The 19925-nt window shown below is 61.6% G+C and carries 18 protein-coding genes and 1 riboswitch; of the genes, 4 read left to right on the forward strand and 14 right to left on the reverse strand.

Going from position 1 to position 19925, the window contains the following annotated elements:
- Positions 1-73 precede the first annotated feature (73 nt).
- From KQ661_RS05135 to KQ661_RS05150, 4 genes are all read left to right on the forward strand, one after another.
- Positions 74-784 carry a hypothetical protein gene (locus KQ661_RS05135; protein WP_216685832.1) on the forward strand — a complete coding sequence of 237 codons (711 nt, stop codon included), beginning with the start codon at positions 74-76 and terminating at the stop codon, positions 782-784.
- 240 nt (positions 785-1024) lie between these two features.
- Positions 1025-1294, forward strand: coding sequence for a hypothetical protein (locus tag KQ661_RS05140; protein WP_216679655.1), 270 nt, complete (start codon positions 1025-1027; stop codon positions 1292-1294).
- 8 nt (positions 1295-1302) lie between these two features.
- The gene (locus tag KQ661_RS05145; RefSeq protein WP_216685833.1) at positions 1303-2562 is read left to right on the forward strand and encodes a hypothetical protein; all 1260 of its coding nucleotides are present in this window, start codon (positions 1303-1305) and stop codon (positions 2560-2562) included.
- A 36-nt stretch (positions 2563-2598) separates the two neighbouring features.
- Positions 2599-2844, forward strand: coding sequence for a T9SS type A sorting domain-containing protein (locus KQ661_RS05150; RefSeq protein ID WP_216685834.1), 246 nt, complete (start codon positions 2599-2601; stop codon positions 2842-2844).
- Between the two features lie 40 nt (positions 2845-2884).
- Here the strand turns inward: KQ661_RS05150 and KQ661_RS05155 are convergent, their stop codons facing one another.
- The 14 genes from KQ661_RS05155 to metH form a co-directional block, all read right to left on the reverse strand.
- Positions 2885-4219, reverse strand: coding sequence for a family 1 glycosylhydrolase (locus KQ661_RS05155; RefSeq protein WP_216685835.1), 1335 nt, complete (start codon positions 4217-4219; stop codon positions 2885-2887).
- Positions 4220-4380: 161 nt separating this feature from the next.
- Entirely contained in the window at positions 4381-6051 is a 1671-nt protein-coding gene (locus tag KQ661_RS05160; RefSeq protein WP_216685836.1) for a GMC family oxidoreductase, read from the reverse strand.
- 126 nt (positions 6052-6177) lie between these two features.
- A complete protein-coding gene (locus KQ661_RS05165) occupies positions 6178-6783 on the reverse strand; it encodes a gluconate 2-dehydrogenase subunit 3 family protein (protein WP_216679660.1) in 606 nt (201 codons plus the stop codon).
- Positions 6784-6925: 142 nt separating this feature from the next.
- Entirely contained in the window at positions 6926-8449 is a 1524-nt protein-coding gene (locus tag KQ661_RS05170; RefSeq protein ID WP_216685837.1) for a M20/M25/M40 family metallo-hydrolase, read from the reverse strand.
- A 104-nt stretch (positions 8450-8553) separates the two neighbouring features.
- Complete coding sequence (locus tag KQ661_RS05175) at positions 8554-8700, reverse strand: MFS transporter small subunit (RefSeq protein WP_216679662.1); 147 nt, start codon at positions 8698-8700, stop codon at positions 8554-8556.
- Between the two features lie 31 nt (positions 8701-8731).
- Positions 8732-10213, reverse strand: a complete 1482-nt coding sequence (locus tag KQ661_RS05180; RefSeq protein ID WP_216679663.1) for an L-lactate MFS transporter — start codon at positions 10211-10213, stop codon at positions 8732-8734.
- A gap of 304 nt (positions 10214-10517) precedes the next feature.
- Positions 10518-11450 carry an SDR family oxidoreductase gene (locus tag KQ661_RS05185; protein ID WP_216679664.1) on the reverse strand — a complete coding sequence of 311 codons (933 nt, stop codon included), beginning with the start codon at positions 11448-11450 and terminating at the stop codon, positions 10518-10520.
- A 157-nt stretch (positions 11451-11607) separates the two neighbouring features.
- Positions 11608-11946: an aquaporin gene (locus KQ661_RS22485; RefSeq protein WP_216685838.1), complete on the reverse strand. Its 339-nt coding sequence runs from the start codon at positions 11944-11946 to the stop codon at positions 11608-11610.
- Complete coding sequence (locus KQ661_RS22490; RefSeq protein WP_216685839.1) at positions 11943-12335, reverse strand: aquaporin; 393 nt, start codon at positions 12333-12335, stop codon at positions 11943-11945. The genes KQ661_RS22485 and KQ661_RS22490 overlap by 4 nt, the downstream gene beginning before the upstream one ends.
- Before the next feature lie 154 nt (positions 12336-12489).
- Positions 12490-13644: a PA14 domain-containing protein gene (locus KQ661_RS05200; protein ID WP_216685840.1), complete on the reverse strand. Its 1155-nt coding sequence runs from the start codon at positions 13642-13644 to the stop codon at positions 12490-12492.
- A gap of 111 nt (positions 13645-13755) precedes the next feature.
- The gene (locus KQ661_RS05205) at positions 13756-14196 is read right to left on the reverse strand and encodes a putative signal transducing protein (RefSeq protein WP_216679667.1); all 441 of its coding nucleotides are present in this window, start codon (positions 14194-14196) and stop codon (positions 13756-13758) included.
- Between the two features lie 100 nt (positions 14197-14296).
- Positions 14297-14863: a hypothetical protein gene (locus KQ661_RS05210; RefSeq protein ID WP_216685841.1), complete on the reverse strand. Its 567-nt coding sequence runs from the start codon at positions 14861-14863 to the stop codon at positions 14297-14299.
- Positions 14864-14949: 86 nt separating this feature from the next.
- Positions 14950-15906 (reverse strand): methylenetetrahydrofolate reductase [NAD(P)H], encoded by a 957-nt coding sequence (metF, locus tag KQ661_RS05215; RefSeq protein ID WP_216679669.1) that lies wholly within the window; start codon positions 15904-15906, stop codon positions 14950-14952.
- Between the two features lie 63 nt (positions 15907-15969).
- The gene (gene metH / locus KQ661_RS05220) at positions 15970-19665 is read right to left on the reverse strand and encodes a methionine synthase (protein ID WP_216685842.1); all 3696 of its coding nucleotides are present in this window, start codon (positions 19663-19665) and stop codon (positions 15970-15972) included.
- Between the two features lie 71 nt (positions 19666-19736).
- A riboswitch (SAM riboswitch) is annotated at positions 19737-19844 on the reverse strand.
- Between the last annotated feature and the right edge of the window lie 81 nt (positions 19845-19925).

A 19925-nucleotide genomic window follows, 5' to 3' on the forward strand; every position in this document is an offset into this window, starting at 1 on the left:
CGTGGCACCGATTTATGCTTCCGGAGCGGGGCCGACGGCTATCTTGGCCGCTCATCTTTGTTTTGAAAAACGCATGAACTCCACCTTTTTCGCGCCTCTGTGCGCAGCTTTGTTAGCGGCGGTCCCAGGCCTGGCCACGGCCCAAATGGCCATCCCAGCCCCGGCCGATACGGCCCGCCCCTACAAGCACGAGTTTGGCCTGACGGCCAGCCCGCAGTTGGACCACTTCTTCACCGCCAACCGCAGCCTGCCCATCGGGCTGATTTATAAGCAGCGCCTCACGCCCACTAAATCGTTGCGGCTGGGACTGGTGGGACTTTTTACCTATGCCGATTCGACTAATTTTAAGGATGATATTTTTGATACCGTTAATGGCTATGTAACAGGGCCAAGCTATCGGAAGTGGCAGCTACAGGTATTTGCTGGTTATGAGTGGCAACGGATGCTAGGCCGACGTGTATCGCTGTATTACGGGGTAGAAGTTGGTTTAGGCTACCAGCGCCAAGGCTTTTCCTCGGCGTATCGAGCTCCTTATCCTCCAGGTGGATTTGGAATAGATTATTACGAACGCACGACGCAGGACTGGCAGGTACAAATACGCTCCTTTGTGGGAATTAATTATCACATCATGCGGCGCTTGTGCATGTTTGCCGAAACGGCCCTGCCATTGAGCTACACTCATCAACGCAGTACATACCATGTGCGGGAAACATTTACCAAATTCGACGAGGTGGACCGCTTTTTAGATGAGCGTACTCAGGCTAACCGTGTTGCGCTGACTTAGAGGCCGGTACAACTACTGGGGGTGACCTATGATTTTTAATTTCCTTTCTACTTTTTCTCAACCAAAATGAAAGCACTATTTACGCATTTGTGCACTCTGGTACTGCTTGGATTAATGCTTCTGCCTAAGCCGGTAAGCGCCCAGCCAACTATGCTCTAAAACGCCAACGGCACGTTTCTATGCCCGAACAATACGTATAACTTTTCTTCTGCCTCTTCTCCCAGCACAAGTGGCTGTTCAGTGAATTGGGCTGTAGCGGGCGGCAATACGTTGCTGACCAATCCGACAACGGCTGGCCTCATGCAGATTTCATTTAATGATGTACCAAGTGGCACCGCGACATTGCAAACAACCTACACCAACTGCGGTAATACAACAGCTAACGGGAGTTCCCCTTCGTTAACCGTCTACATCCGCTCCATTACCAATCAGCCGTTGGGCGCACTCACGTTGAACGGCGGCACGAGCGGCAACATCGACTTTGGCAGCACGGCAGCACGGCAGCAGTGACGCTGGAAGTGCCACTGCTAACGATTCCGCGCAATGCCAACGACCCGAATCGCAATGCGACCATCGCGGCCAACGGCTATGAGTGGACGATACCTTCGGGGTGGAGCTGGCCCGAGAACAGCATTTCCAACGGCACCCCACGCTTGTTTAGCTACCCCACCTACAACACGCCCAACCGCATTCAAGTCACGCCGCCAGCCTCGGCGTGCGCGGGCGGTGCCACCCCGGTGGTAAGGGTGCGGGCGGTAGATACGGAATGTTTGGTAGGGGCACAGGCAGGGTACGTTCCCACAAAGAGTGCTGAACGCACATTGAATATCAACTGCATTACCCCGCCGCTCGTCATCGCCAGTAACCGCACTCCCCAGGGTGGGCCAATTGTCCTGTTTTGCGGAGAAAAGCTTGAGAATGAAAAAGTGCGGCCTCTGAGTATGGGGGTGCCCAGCGGTGGCACGTTCAGCAATTATGTTTTCTCGGTGAGTGGCATTGTGCATTCGTTTTGCTGCCTGAATTCGGACACGCCCGGCGTATACGTTACCGGGCCGGGCACAGGCAGCATCGGCCTCACGGCCACCTACACGCGCAACGGGGCCAGCACCATTGTTGTCGTTGCGGCCACTGCCGTCACGGTACGGGCCGAAATGGCACCAGTGAGTCTGCAGCCTATTCCCAACTCATGTCTGGGGCAAACCATTCGGGTGCAGGTAGACCCGGCACCCGGCGCCACTTCCTATACCTGGAGCATCCCGTACGCGCCCGGCGGGGACGGCCGCCCCGGGTGCAGGACTGCCACTTCCTATACCTGGAGCATCCCGTACCCGTTCAGTCCGCAGGGTAGCACCACTACCACACTGCCTTTCTTGGATATCACTTCTTCAGCCACGGCTCTGAGCCGCGATTTTACCATCGGGGTAGCAACAGGCAGCAATGGCAGCGGCTGCACGGCCAGCACCAGCACGGGCATAGTGGGAGTGGGCAGTAGCGTCAGCATCGTACCCGATGCATCGTACACCGATACGGAAATCTGCGCTAATACCAGCTTTGCGCTGTCCGCTGGCATCAATGATTACCGATATATTCCCAACACGACCTATACCTACGACTGGACCGTGACCCAGCGCAACGGCCAAACAGGAGCTACTGCCACCTATAGCGCTTCGGGACAGACCATTCAGGTAACCTCGCCCGGTACCGGCGACTGGCTTGATGTTGGCCTACGCGTTTCCACGTCGTGTGGCGATTTCTTCCCCACGAGCCAGAGTTGGTAATCAGTATACCGCTTCCAGAACGGGCAGTTTTGTGTGATGTCGCGCTCGAATGCCGCCGCCCAACCCGCTACCGAGGCCTACCCCAACCCGGTCGATGAGCGCCTAAACTTGCCGGCCGTTACCGGCCCTTACACCTTTTACGATGGCCATGGGCAGGCCGTTCGGGAAGGGAAAACGGCCCGCGTGCTGGATACACGCAAGCTGCCCGATGGCCTTTACTATTTGGTGCACCAAGATGCGTCTGGTCGGGCTGTACGTCAGGCAATCGAGGTAAAGCATTAGCCCGCCGTAAGCTTCCTGATACCCCACTGTGGCGTCCGCACTACACCTCCACTTTCAGCGTGGCGGGCGCGGAGGTTATTTCAAAGAGCTCGCCGTGAGGTACAATGGTAATCTGGCCGTATTCTTGGAGCAGCATTTTGTAGGCCTCGGCCACGGGGCGGGGCTTGCGGTCGAGGTCGAAGAGGCCGCAGGGGTTCACGGTGCCCACTTTGCGCGCCAGGCCCTTGTCCCAGTCAATCTGGTCGATGAGCGAATACCAGGTGAAGCCGAGCACGGGCACGCCTTCCTTGCGCATTCTGAGGATGTTCACCCACTGCTTCCAGAGCCAGGTAGGGCCTTCTTTGGCATCAAACACGTTGGTTTCGGTGTGCATCACCGGCTTTTTGTAGCGCTGGTAGTAGTCGCGGGTGATGTTGTACCAGCCCAGTACGTCCATGCTGGTTTGGATGGAGCCATCGGGCAGCATTATCTTCTCGTTGCGGCCGTAGTAATCGTTGCCCATTATCTGGTATCCGGGGGGCTCGCCGGCCATAAACCAGTCGTATTCCCGCCGGGCCATGCCGTTGTCACAGAGGTAATTAACCACCTCGCCCTCGGGGTGGTGGGCATATAGCAAATCGAGCGAGGCGAAGCGCAGCTTGTTCTGGAGCTGCACTTCGGGCGTGTGCTCGGCCCGCAGCTCGTGGGTAAACTCCGCCGACTCGCTCTGCACGATGATGCAGTCGGGCCGGTGCTTGGCAATCCTTTGGGTGCCCATGATGCTCGCGGCCACCAAGTGCTTCAGGGCCGTCACAAAAGCCTTGTCCGACTTCAGCTGCTCGTTCCAGATGCCGTCCTTGGCGCTCAGCTTGGCCGTCACGTAAATTTCGTTCACCGGGGTGTAAAAGCGCACCCATGGGTAGCGTTTGACTACTTCCTCGCAGTAGGCCGCGAAATGCACCGGCAGCTCGGGGTTCTGGAAATTGCCAATGAAATCGGGCACCCCGAAGTGCATCAAATCCAGAATGGGCGTGATTTCGAGGCGGCGGATTTCGGCCATCGCGGCATCCGCAAATTCCCAGTCGTATTTGTCGGGACTGAGCTGGATTTTGTAGTAGGGCAAGCCGTAGCGCAGCACCCTCAGGCCCATTTCCTTCACCAGCGCCAGGTCCTCTTTGTAGCGGTTGTAGTGGTCGCATTCGGCCAGCAGGTCGCGGCGGGTTTTGCCATTGTCGATGGTCGGGTAGCTGCACTCGATGCCGGTGGCGAACATGAAATTATTGGGCAGGCCGGTGGGCAGGCCATTGCCGTTGTGGCCCTGCGCGCCGCCGTACTGGTCGCCCTCGTAGTTGCCATCGCCGAAATGGTCTTTGATTTCTGTGAGAAAAGACTTCATGGTTTTTTGAAATTCAGAACGTCATGCCGAGCGCAACCGAGGCATCTCGCGTGGGTTAGTAATTCAATTTTTGAAAGCGTCAAGGATTAGCGGTGGCACGCGAGATACTTCGCTTCGCTCTGCATGACGTTCTTTCAAGTACCTGATTCCTTAGTTGGCTGCTACTTCAGGCTCTCCAGAAACTTGTCCGCCGTGCGCAGGCTCAGGGCCATGATGGTCAGGGCCGGGTTCACACTCAACGCACTCGGGAACGTTGAGTTGTCCGAGATGTAGAGGTTGGGCACGTCGAAGGCGCGGCCGTTGGCGTCCACCACCGCATCGTCGCCGCTCCGGCCCATGCGGGCCGTGCCAATAACGTGGGCATAGCGCTGAAACGACCAGATATCCGTAGCGCCGGCGGCTTCCCAGATGCCGCGCATGATTTTCTCGGCGTGGGCATTCATACGGTGCTCGTTTTCCTGAGCCGTGAAGTGCAGGCGGGGCTTGGGTAGGCCACGCGCGTCTTTTTCCTCAGCCAGCTCCAGGAAATTGTTGGCGTGCGGCAGGCAGTCGCCCAGAATATTGATGCCGGCAATGTGGTTGAAGTTGCGCATGTAGTCGCGCAGGGGCTGGCCCCACATTTTGCGGCCCCGGGCCACCTGCCCGGCAAACGTAACGGGCATCACACCAATGCTTTGCAGCAGGTAGCCGCCAATGAAGTCGGCGTCCTTCGGCCGGTGGGTGTCCTGCGAAATCAGGCCGCCGGGAATTCCTTTATTGGGCCGCACCTCATCGGCAAACGTGCCCCATACCTGCAGGCCGGGGTGGGCCATCAGGTTGCGGCCCACCTGCCCGCTTGTGAGGGCCAGCTCATTGAGCAGCAGCAGGCGCGGGGTTTCCACCGAGCCACCGCAGAGGAACAGGTGGCGGCAGCGCTGGCGCTTTTGCTCGCCGTTCTGGGTGTACACCACGCCCGTCACGTAGCCCCGGGCATCGCGCTCAATCTCGGTCACGAAGCTGTTGGGCCGGATGTCGGCCCCGTGCTTCACCGCCAGCGGAATAAACGTCACGTCCATGCTCGACTTCGCCCCGTTGGAGCAGCCGGCCTGGCAGAAGCCGCGGTTGGTGCAGGCCTCGCGCCAGCCCACGCCCTCCTGGTAGTAGCGCGCCGAGAGCGCCGCATTGGCCGCCGGCGAGGTTTTGATTCCCATTTTCTCCGCACCGCGTACCATCAGCTGGGCCGCGCTGTTCAGCGGCAGCGGGGCCAGCGGGTAGCCCTGGCTGCGGGCGGGCCCCCAGGGGTAGGGGGTGGGGCCGGATACCCCGATAAACCGCTCAACTTCATTGTAATAAGGCTCCAGCTCCTCGTAGCTCACCGGCCAGTCCTCGCCCTGCCCAAAGTCGCGCCGAACGTGCAAATCGTCGGGCAGCGGGCGGGGGGTGTAGGCGGTGTAGTGCAGCGTAGAGCCGCCCACGCCGGTGCCGGAGTTATTCTTGCCCATGGCCAGCGGGTCGCCGCCGGCGGCCAGCCGCTCGTCGTTCCAGAACAGGAAATCCTGCGCTTTTTCGTCGGTGGCGAAGTCGGTTTTGGGGTTGTGCCAGGGGCCAGCTTCCAGGGCCACCACCTTCAGGCCAGCCTGGGCCAGCCGGGCCAGCAGTGGCGCGCCGCCCGCACCCAGCCCAATCACCACGCAGTCAACTTCATCGGCTTCGGGCTCCACTGCTTGTGGCTGTTCCTGCGGCGTATTGGTGGCTATGGGCTCCTCGGCCAGCAGGGTCTGCAGCAGCGGGTCCTGAATTTCGGGCTGCACAGGATTGAGGACGCCTTTTTCGAGGATTTCTTCGTCGGGCATAATGGGATTAGGTAAATTCGGATTGAGGTAAAAAATCTGTCATCCTGAGCTTGCGAAGGACCTTATCACCGTTGAACGAATAGTAGTATCTCAACTGCTGTAAACGTGATAAGGTCCTTCGCAAGCTCAGGATGACAGGCTTGGCTCTCTTTCTTCTTTTTCATTGAGGCCGATTTTCGACCACTTGGGCAGGTCGGCCATCCCGACATAGCCGATTTCCTCCTGGGCCAGGGGGTGGGCGTAGTAGGTTTCGGTGAGCTCGGCCAGCATTTCTTCGAAGAAGCGCCCGGCGTCCAGGGTTTCCCAGGTAGTGCCGGGTGGGGTGCCCCCGGCAAGCGCCTGGATTACGGCATCCTGCTGTTCGACATTCAACCCCATAAAATCGGTCTGAAACAGTTCCTGGGCAATTTCCTGAATGCCGCCCAAGCCCAGCCGGTAGGCTTCGCGGTCGGGCGGGAGGGCATCGTAGCGCCAGCCGTCGGCGCGTCCTTCGGTGAGGCGTTGGTCCACGCCGGGGGCCATGGCAATGGGGCTGTCAGGCCGGTCGGGCTGGGGGAAGAGGCGGGCGGCTACGGCTTCGAGCAGGGCGAACGTTTCGGGGGCCAGAAACTGCGGCTCGTAGGCAACCGGGGCATCGAGGCGGGCCTGCAGGGCGGTACGGGTGGCATCGGAAACGTGCGGTGTAGCGAGCAAGGCGCGTACGGTGCCAGACGGATAAGTGGGAGCGGACATAGACGAACGTAAGTCAGAAACGAGGCCGGCACTGCCAGCCCCCTCGATAACTGCTTACGGACAAAATCTTCCCGGGGCTGATGGCCGAGGCCGAAATTTCCTGGCCGCCACGTCCCCGCATCCGCGGTTATTACCGCGCGGGCTACTTCAGCTGCATAATCGCGGCCATCGTCTCAAGGCCCTCCCAGAGGTTGCCGAGGCGAATATTCTCGTTTTCGGCGTGCTGGTTGTTGTCGTAGTTGGCCACCGGCACCGTGATGGTCTGGGCCTGCAGCTGCTGCTCGAACACGTAGAGCGGCAGGCTGCCGCCCATGGTGGGCAGCACCACCACGGGGTCGGTGGTAGTGGTTTGCACGGCCGCGATAATCTGGCGGGCAATGGGCAGGTCGAGGCGGGTGCGCTGGGCATTGTAGCCGGGCTCGGCCTGCACCTTCACCAGCAGCGGGTACTGGGCGCGCTCGGCGTCGGTGGGCTCGGCGCTGAGCACGTGGTAGCCCTGCGCTTCGATGTGGCGCACCACTTTTTGCACCTGGCGCTGGGCATCGTTGCCGGGCACCAGGCGCAGGTCGAGCACGGCGGCAGCGCTGGTCGGAATCACGTTGGCGGCGGCCGGGCCCACGTTGGCGCTCTGCATGCCGTTGATGTTGAGCGAAGGCTGATTGAGCAGCTCCACCAGCGTTTGGCCCGTGCCATATGGCCGCGCAAAGCCCAGCTCCTGCCGGATGGTTTCGTCGAGATTGGGCACCTGGGCCAGGGCGGCTTTTTCGGCCGGGCTCAGCGGCGTCACGTCATCATAGAAGCCCGCCACGCGCACCCGGCCGGTACTGTCTTCCATCGAGGCCAGCAGGCGAGCCAGGGCCAGGCCGGGGTTGGGGGCCCAGTTGCCATAGTGGCCGCTGTGCAGCGGCCGGCGTGGGCCATACACCGTCAGGCGCATGTTCACATCGCCCCGCGCCCCAAATACCACCTGCTTGCGGCCCGACTGATGCACCGGCCCATCGCAAATCACCCACACATCAGAAGCCAGCCGGGCCTTATGCTTGGCCAGAATCTCGGCCAGGTGCGGTGAGCCCCGTTCTTCTTCGCCCTCAAAGAAGAATTTGATGTTGATGTTGGGCTTGAGCTTGCTGGCTTTCAGGGCCTCGTAGCCGGTCAGAATGGCCATCACGCCCGCCTTGTCGTCGGAGGCGCTACGGGCGTAGAGTCGCCAATCGGGATTGAGCGGCTGGCCGGCGGCGGGTAGCTCGGTCAGCTGTCCGCCCCGGTCGAGCGGGCCGGTGGCCAGCTGCGGTCGGAAGGGCTGCAGGCCGTAGCCCCACTGCGCGGGGTTCACGGGCTGGCCGTCGTAGTGGGCATAAAAAATGACGGTGCGGGTAGCGCCCGGCACGCGCACTTCGCCAAACACCACCGGCGGCACGCCCGGTGTGGGCGCGGCCAGCAGCTCGGTGGCAATGCCGCGCCGCCGCATCATGCCCTGAATGAACTGCGCCGTACGCCGCAGCCCCGCCGAATCGGCCGCCACGTTGGAGATGGCCACCAATTGCCCGAACTCCGCCAATAGCTCCCGCTCGTGTGCCTGCCGGAACTGGCGTACCCGTTGCGTGGGAGGCGCGGCTGGCGTGGCGGCGAGGAGCGTGAGCAGGACAAGGGGCAGGAGGGCTTTCATGGTGGGAAGGTAAGTGGCTTGGGGGCTAGTGTTGGCAATTTCGTGCACAAAAAAGCAGCCGACCCACTGGGCCGGCTGCTTAATAATCTGTTATAACACCGCCGCTATTGAAACAGCGTCAGTGCCTTAATAAAGGTTTGCGACACGCCCCAGGCCAGGGGGATGCCCACAAAAAGCCAGGCAATCACCAGCGCGCCGGTCGAGCTCGTTTCGGCTGCCGGAGTGCCGAGGTTGTTGGGTTGTGGATTCATATCAAAGTCGGATTTAGAAGGGGAGAATGGCTTAGTGCCCGCCGCCCTGGGGCGTAACGGGGCCTTTTTCGAAGTATTTCTCGTTCACGGCCGTTACCGCGAAGTTGGCCAACAGGCCTACCACCAGCACGCCCGCCATGGTGTAGAATACGGGCTGGTATATGTACGAACCACCCATTGCTTTGATATCTGGGTGATTGACAAGAAATGTTTGTAGGTCGGGCCCAGTTAGCTTATTAGTAAGCTCCGCGAACTTTGCTTTGCGGCCCTCAGACAAATAGTTGACGATGAGCGGGCCGACCACGCCGGCCGTGCTCCAGGCCGTGAGCAGCCGCCCGTGAATAGCACCCACCTGGTATTTGCCAAACAGGTCGGACAGATACGCCGGAATGGTAGCGAAACCGCCGCCGTACATGCTGATAATCACGCAGGCAACTATCACGTACAGCGTGAGCTGCAGGTTGTGGCCCAGCGTGGGGATTAGCAGGTACAGCGCAATGCCGAGCGCAAAGTAGATGGCGTACGTCACCTTCCGGCCCAGCTTATCTGAAGCCGACGACCAGAAGAAGCGACCCAGCAGGTTGAACATACTGAGCAGGCCCACGAAACCAGCCGCTGCGGCCGCCGTCACAAACTTACCTCCGCCCATTGCTGCCTTCGAAAAAGTGTCCTGAATAAGCGGCGAAGCCGTTTCGAGCACGCCGATACCGGCCGTCACGTTGGTCATCAGCACCACCCACAGCAGCCAGAACTGCGGCGTTTTGATAGCGTTGTCGGCCGATACGTTGCCGCTGGTAATCAGGGCGCTGTGCTCAGCATTGGGCACGTAGCCAGCCGGAGCCCAGTCGTCGGCCGGAACCCGGATGGACCACACCCCAAACTGCATGAACAGGAAGTAGATGATACCCAGCGTGATAAACGTAGCTGCTACGCCCAGCGTGCCGGTGCTCTTAAAGTGCGCCATGAGTGCTACCGCAAGGGGCGAGGCAATCATGGCACCGCCGCCAAAGCCCATAATGGCCATGCCCGTAGCCACACCTTTGCGGTCCGGGAACCACTTAATGAGCGTGCTCACCGGCGAAATGTAGCCTAGGCCCAGGCCAATGCCGCCCAGCACACCGTAGCCCAGGTACAGCAGCACGAGGCTGTGCAGGTGAATGCCGAGCGCGCCGATCAGGAAACCGCCGCCGAAGCAGAGTGCGGCCGCCATCATGGCCTTGCGCGGGCCCACGCGCTCCAGCCACTTGCCAAATATGGCCGCCGACAAACCCAGCAGCACAATGGCAATGGAGAAAATCCAGCCAATCTGGCCCGGCGTCCAGTCGGTGGGGGCGGGCGCATCCACGTTGCCGCTGATGAGCGCCCCGAGGGGCTTTTTGAAAACGCTGAACGCATACACCTGCCCGATGGCCAGGTGAATGGCCAGCGCCGCCGGTGGCACCAGCCAGCGGTTGTAGCCCGGCCCCGCAATGGTGCGGCTGCGGTCGAGCAAAGAAGAGGAATTATCGGCCATGTAAAAGTGGGAATTGATGTGAAAGAAGAAAATAGAAAATACCGCTACCAAGGGGTCTAACCCCTTGAAAATGCGTATAAAGCAGCAAGGTAATCGGCTGCTTCGGTGGTTGACTAATCGTGGCGTGAAAACTTTGCTAAATAGCTATAGCTGGCTGTGTGACGACCAACAAGGACGGTCATGTCGAGCGCAGCCGAGACATCCCGCGTGGTCAGGTAATCCAGTCGTTCAACGACATTGATTACTACCCCACGCGGGATGTCTCGGCTGCGCTCGACATGACCGTTCTGAATTCATCCCAGCGCTACTCGTCGCTGCTGAGCTTGCCGCCGGTTACGTGCACGAGGCTGCCGGTCATGAAGGAGCCGTCTTGGGAGGCCAGCAGCACGTAGGCGGGAGCCAGCTCCTCGGGCTGGCCAGGGCGCTTGAGGGCGACCTCGTGGCCGAATTTGGCGATTTCTTCGATGGGCATGGTACCGGGAATGTTAGGCGTCCAGACCGGGCCGGGCACCACGCAGTTCACTCGAATGCCTTTCTCGCCCAGATACAGCGCCAGCGACTTGGTAAGGGCATGAATACCGGCCTTCGAGCAGGCATAATCCACCAGAATGGGGATGCCCGTGATGCCCACAATACTGCCCGTGTTGATGATGCAGTCGTCCTTCTTCAGGTGCGGAATCGTAGCCTGCGCCATCCAGATGTAGCCCAGGATATTTGTGTCGAAGGTGCGGCGAATTTGCTCCTCTGAGATGTCCTCAAACTTCGCCTGGCTCATCTGGAACGCGGCGTTGTTCACCAGAATGTTCAGCCCGCCCAGCTCGGCCATGGTGCGGCGCACGGCCTGCTTGCACTGTTCGGGGTCGCGCACGTCCATCTGCAGCAGCAGGCACTTGCGCTTCTCCTTCTCAACCATTTGTTTGGTTTTTTCGGCATCCTCCACGTTTTCGTTGAAGACGATGGCCACGTGCGCGCCTTCTTTGGCGAAGGCAATGGCCACGGCTCGGCCAATGCCGGAATCGGCCCCGGTGATGATGGCGACTTTGTCCTTCAGCTTGCCGGCGGCCTTGTAGTTGGCCAGGTCCGAATCGGGCTGCAGTTTCATGTCGGCCTGTTTGGCCGGATAAGGTAGCTTTTGGGCGGCGGCCTTCATATCCTTGGCCGTGGGGCGGCTCTCGGCTTTGGCGGGGGCGGCTTTTTTAACCGGGGCTTTGGCGGAATCAGTCTTTTTGGCGGGCATGGCAGCGTGGAAATAGTGTGCCTCTGCTTACGCGAAAAAAGGAAAAATGGCTAATGCCGGACCCCAGCCGGTAGCCTAGATGGCTGGTGCAGCAACCGCTGAGCGACATCGGCCCACGCGGCCCAGCAGCTTTTTTCAACCCACTCTGCGCCAATTGCTACTCAGCAGAATAATCTGGGCACACCGGTGGGTATGCTGTTGGGTGCCGCCGCTGCCGCCAGCGTCCGTACACGGCGGCCGTGACCCAAGTAGCGGTCAGCGGCCCCAGAAAATACAGCCACAAGCTCGGGCTGCTCCCGGCGGGTATGGCGCTGCCCAGTGAGCGGGCAGGATTCAGGCTCATGCCCGAAAGCGGGGCCTCCACCACCACAAACAGGGCCAGTAGCAGCCCCACGAACGCGCCCGTCCATTGCTTGAGGCGAGCCGAGTGCAGCGACCACAGCATCACCATCATCAGCGCACCGGAAATCAGGATTTCGGCCCCCAGCGCAATCACCCAGCCGTAGGCTCCCGCGGGCGGGTGGTGTTGTAGTGCACATCCGGGTGACCAAACCACGGGGCCATCAGCCAGAAGATAGCCACGCCGGCCACCAATGCCCCCGCAAACTGCGCCACTACGTACCAAATGGCATCGGCCGTCCGGATATGGCCCAGCTGCCAGAAGCCCAGTGTCACGGCCGGGTTGAAGTGCGCTCCCGAGCGCTTGCCCCAGGGCGAGTAGGCCATGGCCGCCACCAGGCTGCCCACTATCAGCCCTACCCCAATGCGCTGCACCCATTCGTGGGGTCCCAGCGCCCGTGCCACCGCCGAATTAGGGTGGTGGCACACTACGGCCGCTACGCTCGAAAAAACGAGAAAAGCTACCAGCCCGGCCGCCTCTACCAAGTAGTTGGGTCAGTGGCGGCGAAGCGAGCGCAACAGGTGAGTGGCAAATAGTATGAACGACGGATAGAGGCGGTTGCAATACGAACGCACCGGGGAAGTTGGCAGCTGCAATCCGAACGCATACGGGTTTTGAGCACGATGGGGGAAGGCGGAGCTACAGCCGGCGTAGTACCACGCGGCGGTTGCGGGGGCGCTGGACGGGGTCGGCGTTGTCGGCTACGGGCTGGGTGCCGCCGTAGCCCACCGGTCGTAGCTGGGCCGTGTGCACGCCGTGGGCCGTGAGGTAGCGGCATACGGCCTCGGCCCGCTGCTGCGAGAGCTGGCGGTTCAAGTCGGCGTTGCCCACGTTGTCGGTGTGGCCCTGCACTTCGAGGCGCAGGCCGGCGCTTTCTTGCAGCATGGCGGCCAGTGTGTCGAGGGCGGCGCGGGCAGGTGGCAGCAGCCGGGCTGTGCCCTGCTCGAAATGAAGCTCGGGCAGCGTCACGGCTTCACCCACGGCCAGGCGCGCCAGCTGCGCGGTGCCGCCCGAGTCGGCCCGCAATACCAGGGCTTCGGGCGCTGGCGGCGCGGCAGCTTGGGGTGGTGGCAGCATCGGGCGGCGTGCCGGCCGCGCCGCCACCCGCGGCTGGGGAGGCGGGGCGGCTGCGGGTACCGGGGTAGTGCGCGGCCGGGCGGCTACCGTGGGTCTGATGCCGGAAAGCGGTGGCAGCGGCTGTGACTTGGGCGGCGTCGGTGCTGCGGCCGGCCGGGGGTTATTGGCATACAGAAAGCTCGTCGGAATGGGCTCCGGCTTGGGCGTTTCAGCCGCGAGGCCCCACAGGTTGCGCCACGACGAGGGAGCCTGCGCCGCCCGGGGGCCAGGTGGCTCCCAGGTAACAAAAACGCGGGTATCCATGCTGTATTGGCAATAATCGACCCGCAGGCGGTAGGGCTCGCCGGCCCGCAGCTCCACGGCGGTGGTGTAGTTGCTCAGAGGCTGCCCGCGCCACTCGTTTATAATCAGCTGGTCGTTCAGCCACAGCCGAATGCCGTCGTCCACGGTCACATGAAAAAGGTATTTGCCGCTGGTCGGGGGCACTAGCCAGCCCGTCCAGCGCACCGAAAACAGCTCGGCCCCGAGGCCCGGCGCGGGCGGCTGCTGGCCCCAGTTGAAGTTGATGGTGGTATCGCGGCGGGTCAAAACGAACTTTTCGAAATTCGTCCCTTCGTAGTAATCGCCTTTCAGGCCGCTGCCCGTCGGGAGAGGTGCCTGCGCCCACGCGGGTGCACCCGGCAGCCACCACGCCAGCAGCAATACGTTAGCAAGCAATAGCGGCCGCCCAGGCCCCCTTTGGTGTACGCTAGTCATGCGGCAACAACGGTGATTCCCACGCCTTATTGTTGGCGGCCCTCAGGGTTAAATCAGGCGCTGCCGGGCCGCCTACTTAAACTCATCGCCGCAATGAAAGCAGTGAAACCGCTTGCCGCGCACCGGAAACCGCAGCAGTACCGATAGCAGCCCCGACCAGAACCCATACGTATTGCGCGTAGCCGGGCCATAGGCTACATCCGACGACCCGCAACGCGGGCAGCGCGGTGTTACGGGGTCGGGCGCATCGGCGGCGAAGGAGGCAATGTCCGGGTCCGTGGCCCGGGGCACGGCCTCATCGTGCAGAATTTCGAGCGCGGCCTCCGCGTCGCTTTGCCGCACGTGCAGCCGCACGCCGCCCGTAATCGGGCTGTACAGCGGCATAATGGACACCAGATTCTCATTGCTGAGGAAGCACGGAATACCCGCCGCTTCCAACCGGGTGCGGGCCAGGTTGGCCGCCATCGGCTCGTAGAAGGATTCGAGAAAAACGACGGAATCGGGGCTGGACACGGGAGGGAAGTTAAGAGTTGAAAGTTAGGAGTTAAGAGTTGATTAAGCGGCTTGTGATAAAAGCCAGTTAACTCTTAACTCCTGATTTTCAACGCTTAACTTATTTTTGCTGCCGGGTAGCGGCGTCGATGCCGTTCATGGCGTGGCCAGCTTGGAGGCTGACGAACTCAGCCTGGCGGGCACGCACCCGTACTTCATCACGGGCGGGCATGTCCATGCGCACCTGCTTCAGCTGGTCGTTCAGGCGTTGGTACACGGCGCGGGCGTAGTCCCAGTCGCGGTCGGTCCAGGTGGCGCGCTGGGTGCGGGCCTCGCGCACCAGCTGGCCATAGGCGGCGGGCAGGTCCTGGGGCGTGAGGGCGTTGATTTGGCCGTTGTAGGGGCCCAGCAGCTTGGCTTCCATGGCCAGCTGCTGGCGCGGGTCGAGGGGCCGGGCGCGGCGGGCGCGGTTGGTGGCATCGTAGGTGGCCGCGGCTTTGCCCACGCGGGCCAGCTTGTGGGCGGCTTTGCTGGCCACGTCATCCAGTTCACGGCCGGCGTTGCGGGCCACGGCCCGGCGCTCATTGGGCGTCGAGTCGCAGCCGGTCAGCAAAAGGGCCGCCAGTGCCGCCGCCGGGAAAAAGCGCAGACGGCGGTTTGCGTTAAAACCATCAAATAGTCGTTGCATAGGCATTTTTGGGCTTGAAAAGGCCAACGTGGCCTCGCCTTCTACGGCTAAACGGGCAGAAGGTAGCGGCACCGGCGGCGGCCGGTTTAAAATAGCTCGGCCGCAATGCGCCGGATGCTTTCCGACTTGCCCATGGAGTAATAGTGCAGGCAGGGCACGCCGTGGGCCATCAGCTCGCGGCTCTGGTTGAGGCACCACTCGATGCCGATGGCGCGGGCCGCCTCGTTGTCTCGGCACTGGCTGATGGCCTCCGACAAGATTTCCGGAATGTTGAGGAAAAAGGTCCTCGGCAGCATCGTGAGCTGGCTTTTGGTGGTGAGCGGCTTCAGCCCCGGAATGATGGGCACGTTGATGCCCGCGTCGCGACACTTCCGCTCAAACTTGAAAAACTCCTCGTTGTCGAAAAACATCTGGGTCACGATGTATTCGGCGCCTCGGTCCACCTTATGCTTCAGGAAGCGGATATCGGAGGCATAATTGGGGGCCTCGAAATGCTTTTCGGGGTAGCCGGCCGTACCGATGCAGAAGTTGGTGGCCCAGGTATCATCCTGTTCCTCATCCAGGTACTCGCCCTTGTTCAGGTTGGCCACCTGGCCGATGAGGTCGCAGGCGTAGGCGTGGCCATCGGGCTCGGGCTTGAACACGCCCTCGCTCTTAATGGGGTCGCCGCGCAGGGCCAGAATGGAGTCGATGCCCAGAAAATGCAGGTCAATCAGCGCATTCTCGGTTTCCTCCTTCGTGAAACCGCCGCAGATGAGGTGCGGCACTGTGTCCACATCAAACCGGTTTTTGATGGCCGCGCAAATGCCCACGGTGCCGGGGCGGCGGCGCACGGTCTTCTTCTCCAGCAGGCCGTTGGGGTGGTGGCGGTACACGTACTCTTCGCGGTGATACGTCACGTCGATAAACGGCGGCTTGAACTCCATCAATGGCTCGATATTCGAGAATAGCGTGTGGATGTTCTCGCCCTTTTTGGGCGGCAGCACCTCAAAGGAAAAAAGGGTTTTGCCGTTGGCCTGGGCCAGGTGGTCAGTAACTTTCATTATATGAGCTAGCCGTTAGCTATTAGCTTTTGGGGTCGGGATTTTGAGAACTAGAGCTAACAGCTAAGCCTTCGGTTCGTAGTTCAAATTCGGCATCAGCCAGCGCTCCAGCTCCGGCAGTTCCATGCCTTTGCGCTGCGCGATATCCGCCACCTGGTCCTTGCCAATGCGGCCCAGGCCGAAGTAGCGCGAGTCGGGGTGGGCGTAGTACATGCCGCTCACCGATGAGGCCGGGTACATGGCCAGGTTCTCAGTGAGCGTGATGCCGGTTTTGGCACCCGCGTCGAGCAGTTGGAACAGGGTGATTTTCTCGGTGTGGTCGGGGCAGCCGGGATAGCCGGGGGCGGGGCGCACGCCGCGGTATTTCTCCTGCACCAGGTCCTCGCTGCTCAGGTGCTCGTCGGGCGCGTAACCCCAGAACTCGCGGCGCACCCGCTCGTGCAGGCGCTCGGCGAAGGCCTCGGCCAGGCGGTCGGCCAGGGCTTTGACCATGATGCTGGAGTAGTCGTCATGGTCGGCGTCGAACTGCTCAATCAGCTTCTCGATGCCGATGCCGGCCGTCACGGCGAAACCGCCCATGTAGTCGGCGCGGCCCGATTCTTTGGGGGCCAGGAAGTCGGAAAAGGCGATGTTGGGGATGCTGGGGCCTTTCTCTCCCTGCTGGCGCAGGGTGAAAAACTCGGTGGCTACCGCGTCGCGGGTATCATCCGCGTAGATTTCGATGGTGTCGGAGCCCTTGGTATTGACCGGCCAGAAGCCCAGCACGGCGCGGGCCGTGAGCAATTTCTCATCAATGATTTTGGTGAGCATGGCCTGCGCATCGGCAAACAGCTTGGTGGCCGCCTCGCCCAGCGTGGCATCTTCCAGAATGCGCGGGTAGCGCCCTTTCAGCTCCCAGGTGTGGAAGAAGGGCGTCCAGTCGATATAGCGGGCCAGCTCGGCCAGGTCGTAGTCTTCCAGTACTTTGGTGCCCAGGAAAGTGGGCTTAGTAATCGAAACCGTGTTCCAGTCCGATTTCACGCCGTTGGCGCGGGCAGCCTCGATACTTAAGTAGCTTTTGTCGCGCTGGCGGCTGGCGTAATCGGCACGCAGGGCGGCGTAGTCGTCGGCCACGGTTTGGGCGTAGGCGCGCTCGCTCGAGCCGAGCAGGCCGGCCGCCACGCCCACCGAGCGCGAGGCGTCGTTCACGTGTACCACCGGGCCGCTGTAGGACGGCGCAATTTTCACGGCCGTGTGTAGCCGCGAAGTGGTGGCCCCACCAATGAGCAGGGGGATTTTCAGGCCGCGCTTTTCCATGGCCTGGGCCACGTACACCATCTCATCGAGGCTCGGGGTGATGAGGCCGGAGAGGCCGATGACGTCCACCTGCTGCTTCTGGGCTTCATCTAGAATTTTCTCCAGCGGCACCATCACGCCGAGGTCGATGATGTCGAAGTTGTTGCAGGCTAGCACCACGCCCACAATGTTCTTGCCGATGTCGTGCACGTCGCCTTTCACGGTGGCCATCAGGATTTTGCCGGCCGTCTGGCGGTCGCCGCCCTGCTTGTCGGCCAGCAGATACGGCTCCAGATAGGCCACCGCTTTCTTCATCACGCGGGCCGATTTCACCACCTGCGGCAGGAACATCTTGCCGGCCCCGAACAGGTCGCCTACCACGTTCATGCCGGCCATCAGCGGGCCCTCAATCACGTTCAGGGGCCGTGCCAGCTCCAGGCGGGCGGCCTCGGTATCCTCGTCGATAAACTCGGTAATGCCCTTCACCAGCGCGTGCGCCAGGCGCTCCTGCACCGGCAGGCTGCGCCAGGCGTCGGCCACCACTTCCACTTTGCCCTTCTGCTTCACCGTGTCGGCAAATTCGAGCAGGCGCTCAGTGGCGTCGGCGCGGCGGTTCAACAGCACGTCTTCGGCCAGGGCCAGCAGGGTGGGCTCAATCTCATCGTACACCCCGAGCTGGCCGGGGTTCACAATGCCCATGTCGAGCCCGGCCCGGATGGCGTGGTAGAGGAAGGCCGTGTGCATGGCCTCGCGCACCGCATCGTTGCCGCGGAACGAGAACGAAATGTTCGACACCCCGCCGCTGGTGAGGGCCCCGGGCAGGTTGGCTTTAATCCAGCGCACCGACTCGATGAAGTCGACGGCGTAGTTGCGGTGCTCCTCCATGCCGGTGCCGACGATGAGGATGTTGGGGTCGAAAATGATGTCGGTGGGCGGGAAATCGATGCTCATCAGCAGGTCGTAGCTGCGCTGGCAGATTTCCTTGCGGCGTTCCAGCGAATCGGCCTGACCGTCTTCGTCGAAGGCCATCACCACCATGGCGGCCCCGTACTGGCGCACGGTGCGGGCCCGCTGCAGGAATAATTCCTCGCCCTCTTTCAGCGAAATCGAGTTCACGATGCTCTTACCCTGTACGCATTTCAGGCCGGCTTCCAGCACGCTCCACTTCGAGGAGTCAATCATCACCGGCACCCGCGCAATGTCTGGCTCCGAGGCGATTAGGTGCAGGAAGGTGGTCATGGCCTGCTCCGAGTCGAGCATGCCTTCGTCCATGTTCACGTCGAGCACCTGGGCCCCTTCTTCCACCTGCACGCGGGCCACGGCCAGCGCTTCTTCATAGGCACCGGTGCGAATTAGGCGAGCGAAGGCGCGGGAGCCGGTCACGTTGCAGCGCTCGCCCACGTTCACAAACAGGCTTTCGGGCTTGATGGCGAACGGCTCGAGGCCGCTGAGGTGCGTGGCGACGGCAATTTCGGCCGGCAGCTGGCGCGGCTTGTACCGCTCGGCCAGTCGGCTCAGCTCGGCAATGTGCTGGGGCGTGGTGCCGCAGCAGCCGCCCACCACCGTCACGATGCCTTCTTTCAAATACTCCTCTACTAAGCTGGCAAATTCCTGGGCCGATTCGTCGTAGCCGCCAAAGGCGTTGGGCAGGCCGGCGTTGGGGTAGGCCGAGATGTGCACGTCGGAAATGCGGCTCAGCTCCTGCACGTACTGGCGGAGCTGGTCGGCGCCGAGGGCGCAGTTCAGGCCCACGCTCAGCAGCGGCAGGTGGCGGATGCTGTTCCAGAAAGCCTCCACCGTCTGGCCGCTTAGCGTGCGGCCGGAGGCATCGGTGATGGTGCCCGAAATCATGATGGGTACCACGCGGCCGCCCTCGTCGAAGAACTTCTGCACGGCGTAGAGGGCTGCCTTGGCGTTCAGCGTATCGAAAATGGTTTCGATGAGGAGCGTGTCCACGCCACCGTCCACGAGGCCGTGCACCTGCTCCAGGTAGGCGGTGGCTAGCTCATCAAACGTCACGGCGCGGTAGCCGGGCCGGTTCACGTCGGGCGAGAGCGAGGCGGTGCGGTTGGTGGGGCCCACGGCCCCGGCCACGAAGCGCGGGCGCTCGGGCGTGCTGTATTCGTCGGCCGCCTCGCGGGCCAGGCGGGCCGACTCGTAGTTCAGCTCATAAACCACGTGCTCCAGGCCGTAGTCGGCCTGCGCAATGGTGGTGCCGCTGAAAGTGTTGGTTTCCACCATGTCGGCCCCGGCCGCGAAGTACTCAGCGTGAATGCCTTTGATGATGTCGGGCCGCGTCAGGCTCAGCAGGTCGTTGTTGCCGCGCAACGGCTTGGGATGGTCGGCGAAACGGGCACCCCGGAAGTCCTCCTCCGTGAGCGGGTGGCGCTGAATCATGGTGCCCATGGCGCCGTCGAGAATCAGCAGGCGCTGGCGCAGGATTTCGGGAAGAGGGGAGGGGGCGGCGAGAGTGGCAGTGGGCATTTCTTTCTGTTCGATAGGGCTACGTAAGCGCGTATCCAGAAAGAAACCCATGCGGCGAGGCACGGTTCCGGCTGTCATCTTCTTTCACCAAAAAAATAGTGAAACGGGAGTTGGCACCTACTCTAGGTAGGTTGCCAAGACGTCATCGGGCCCGGTCCCTCGGTCTTTCTGGATAGCAGCGTTGAACGAATATACAGCCGAAACGCAAAATGGTTCGCTGGCCGTGCAAAACCTACGCCTGCCCGTGGGAGTTAAGTCAC

This window comes from Hymenobacter siberiensis (genome assembly GCF_018967845.1).
GTDB classification, from domain to species: Bacteria; Bacteroidota; Bacteroidia; order Cytophagales; family Hymenobacteraceae; genus Hymenobacter; species Hymenobacter siberiensis.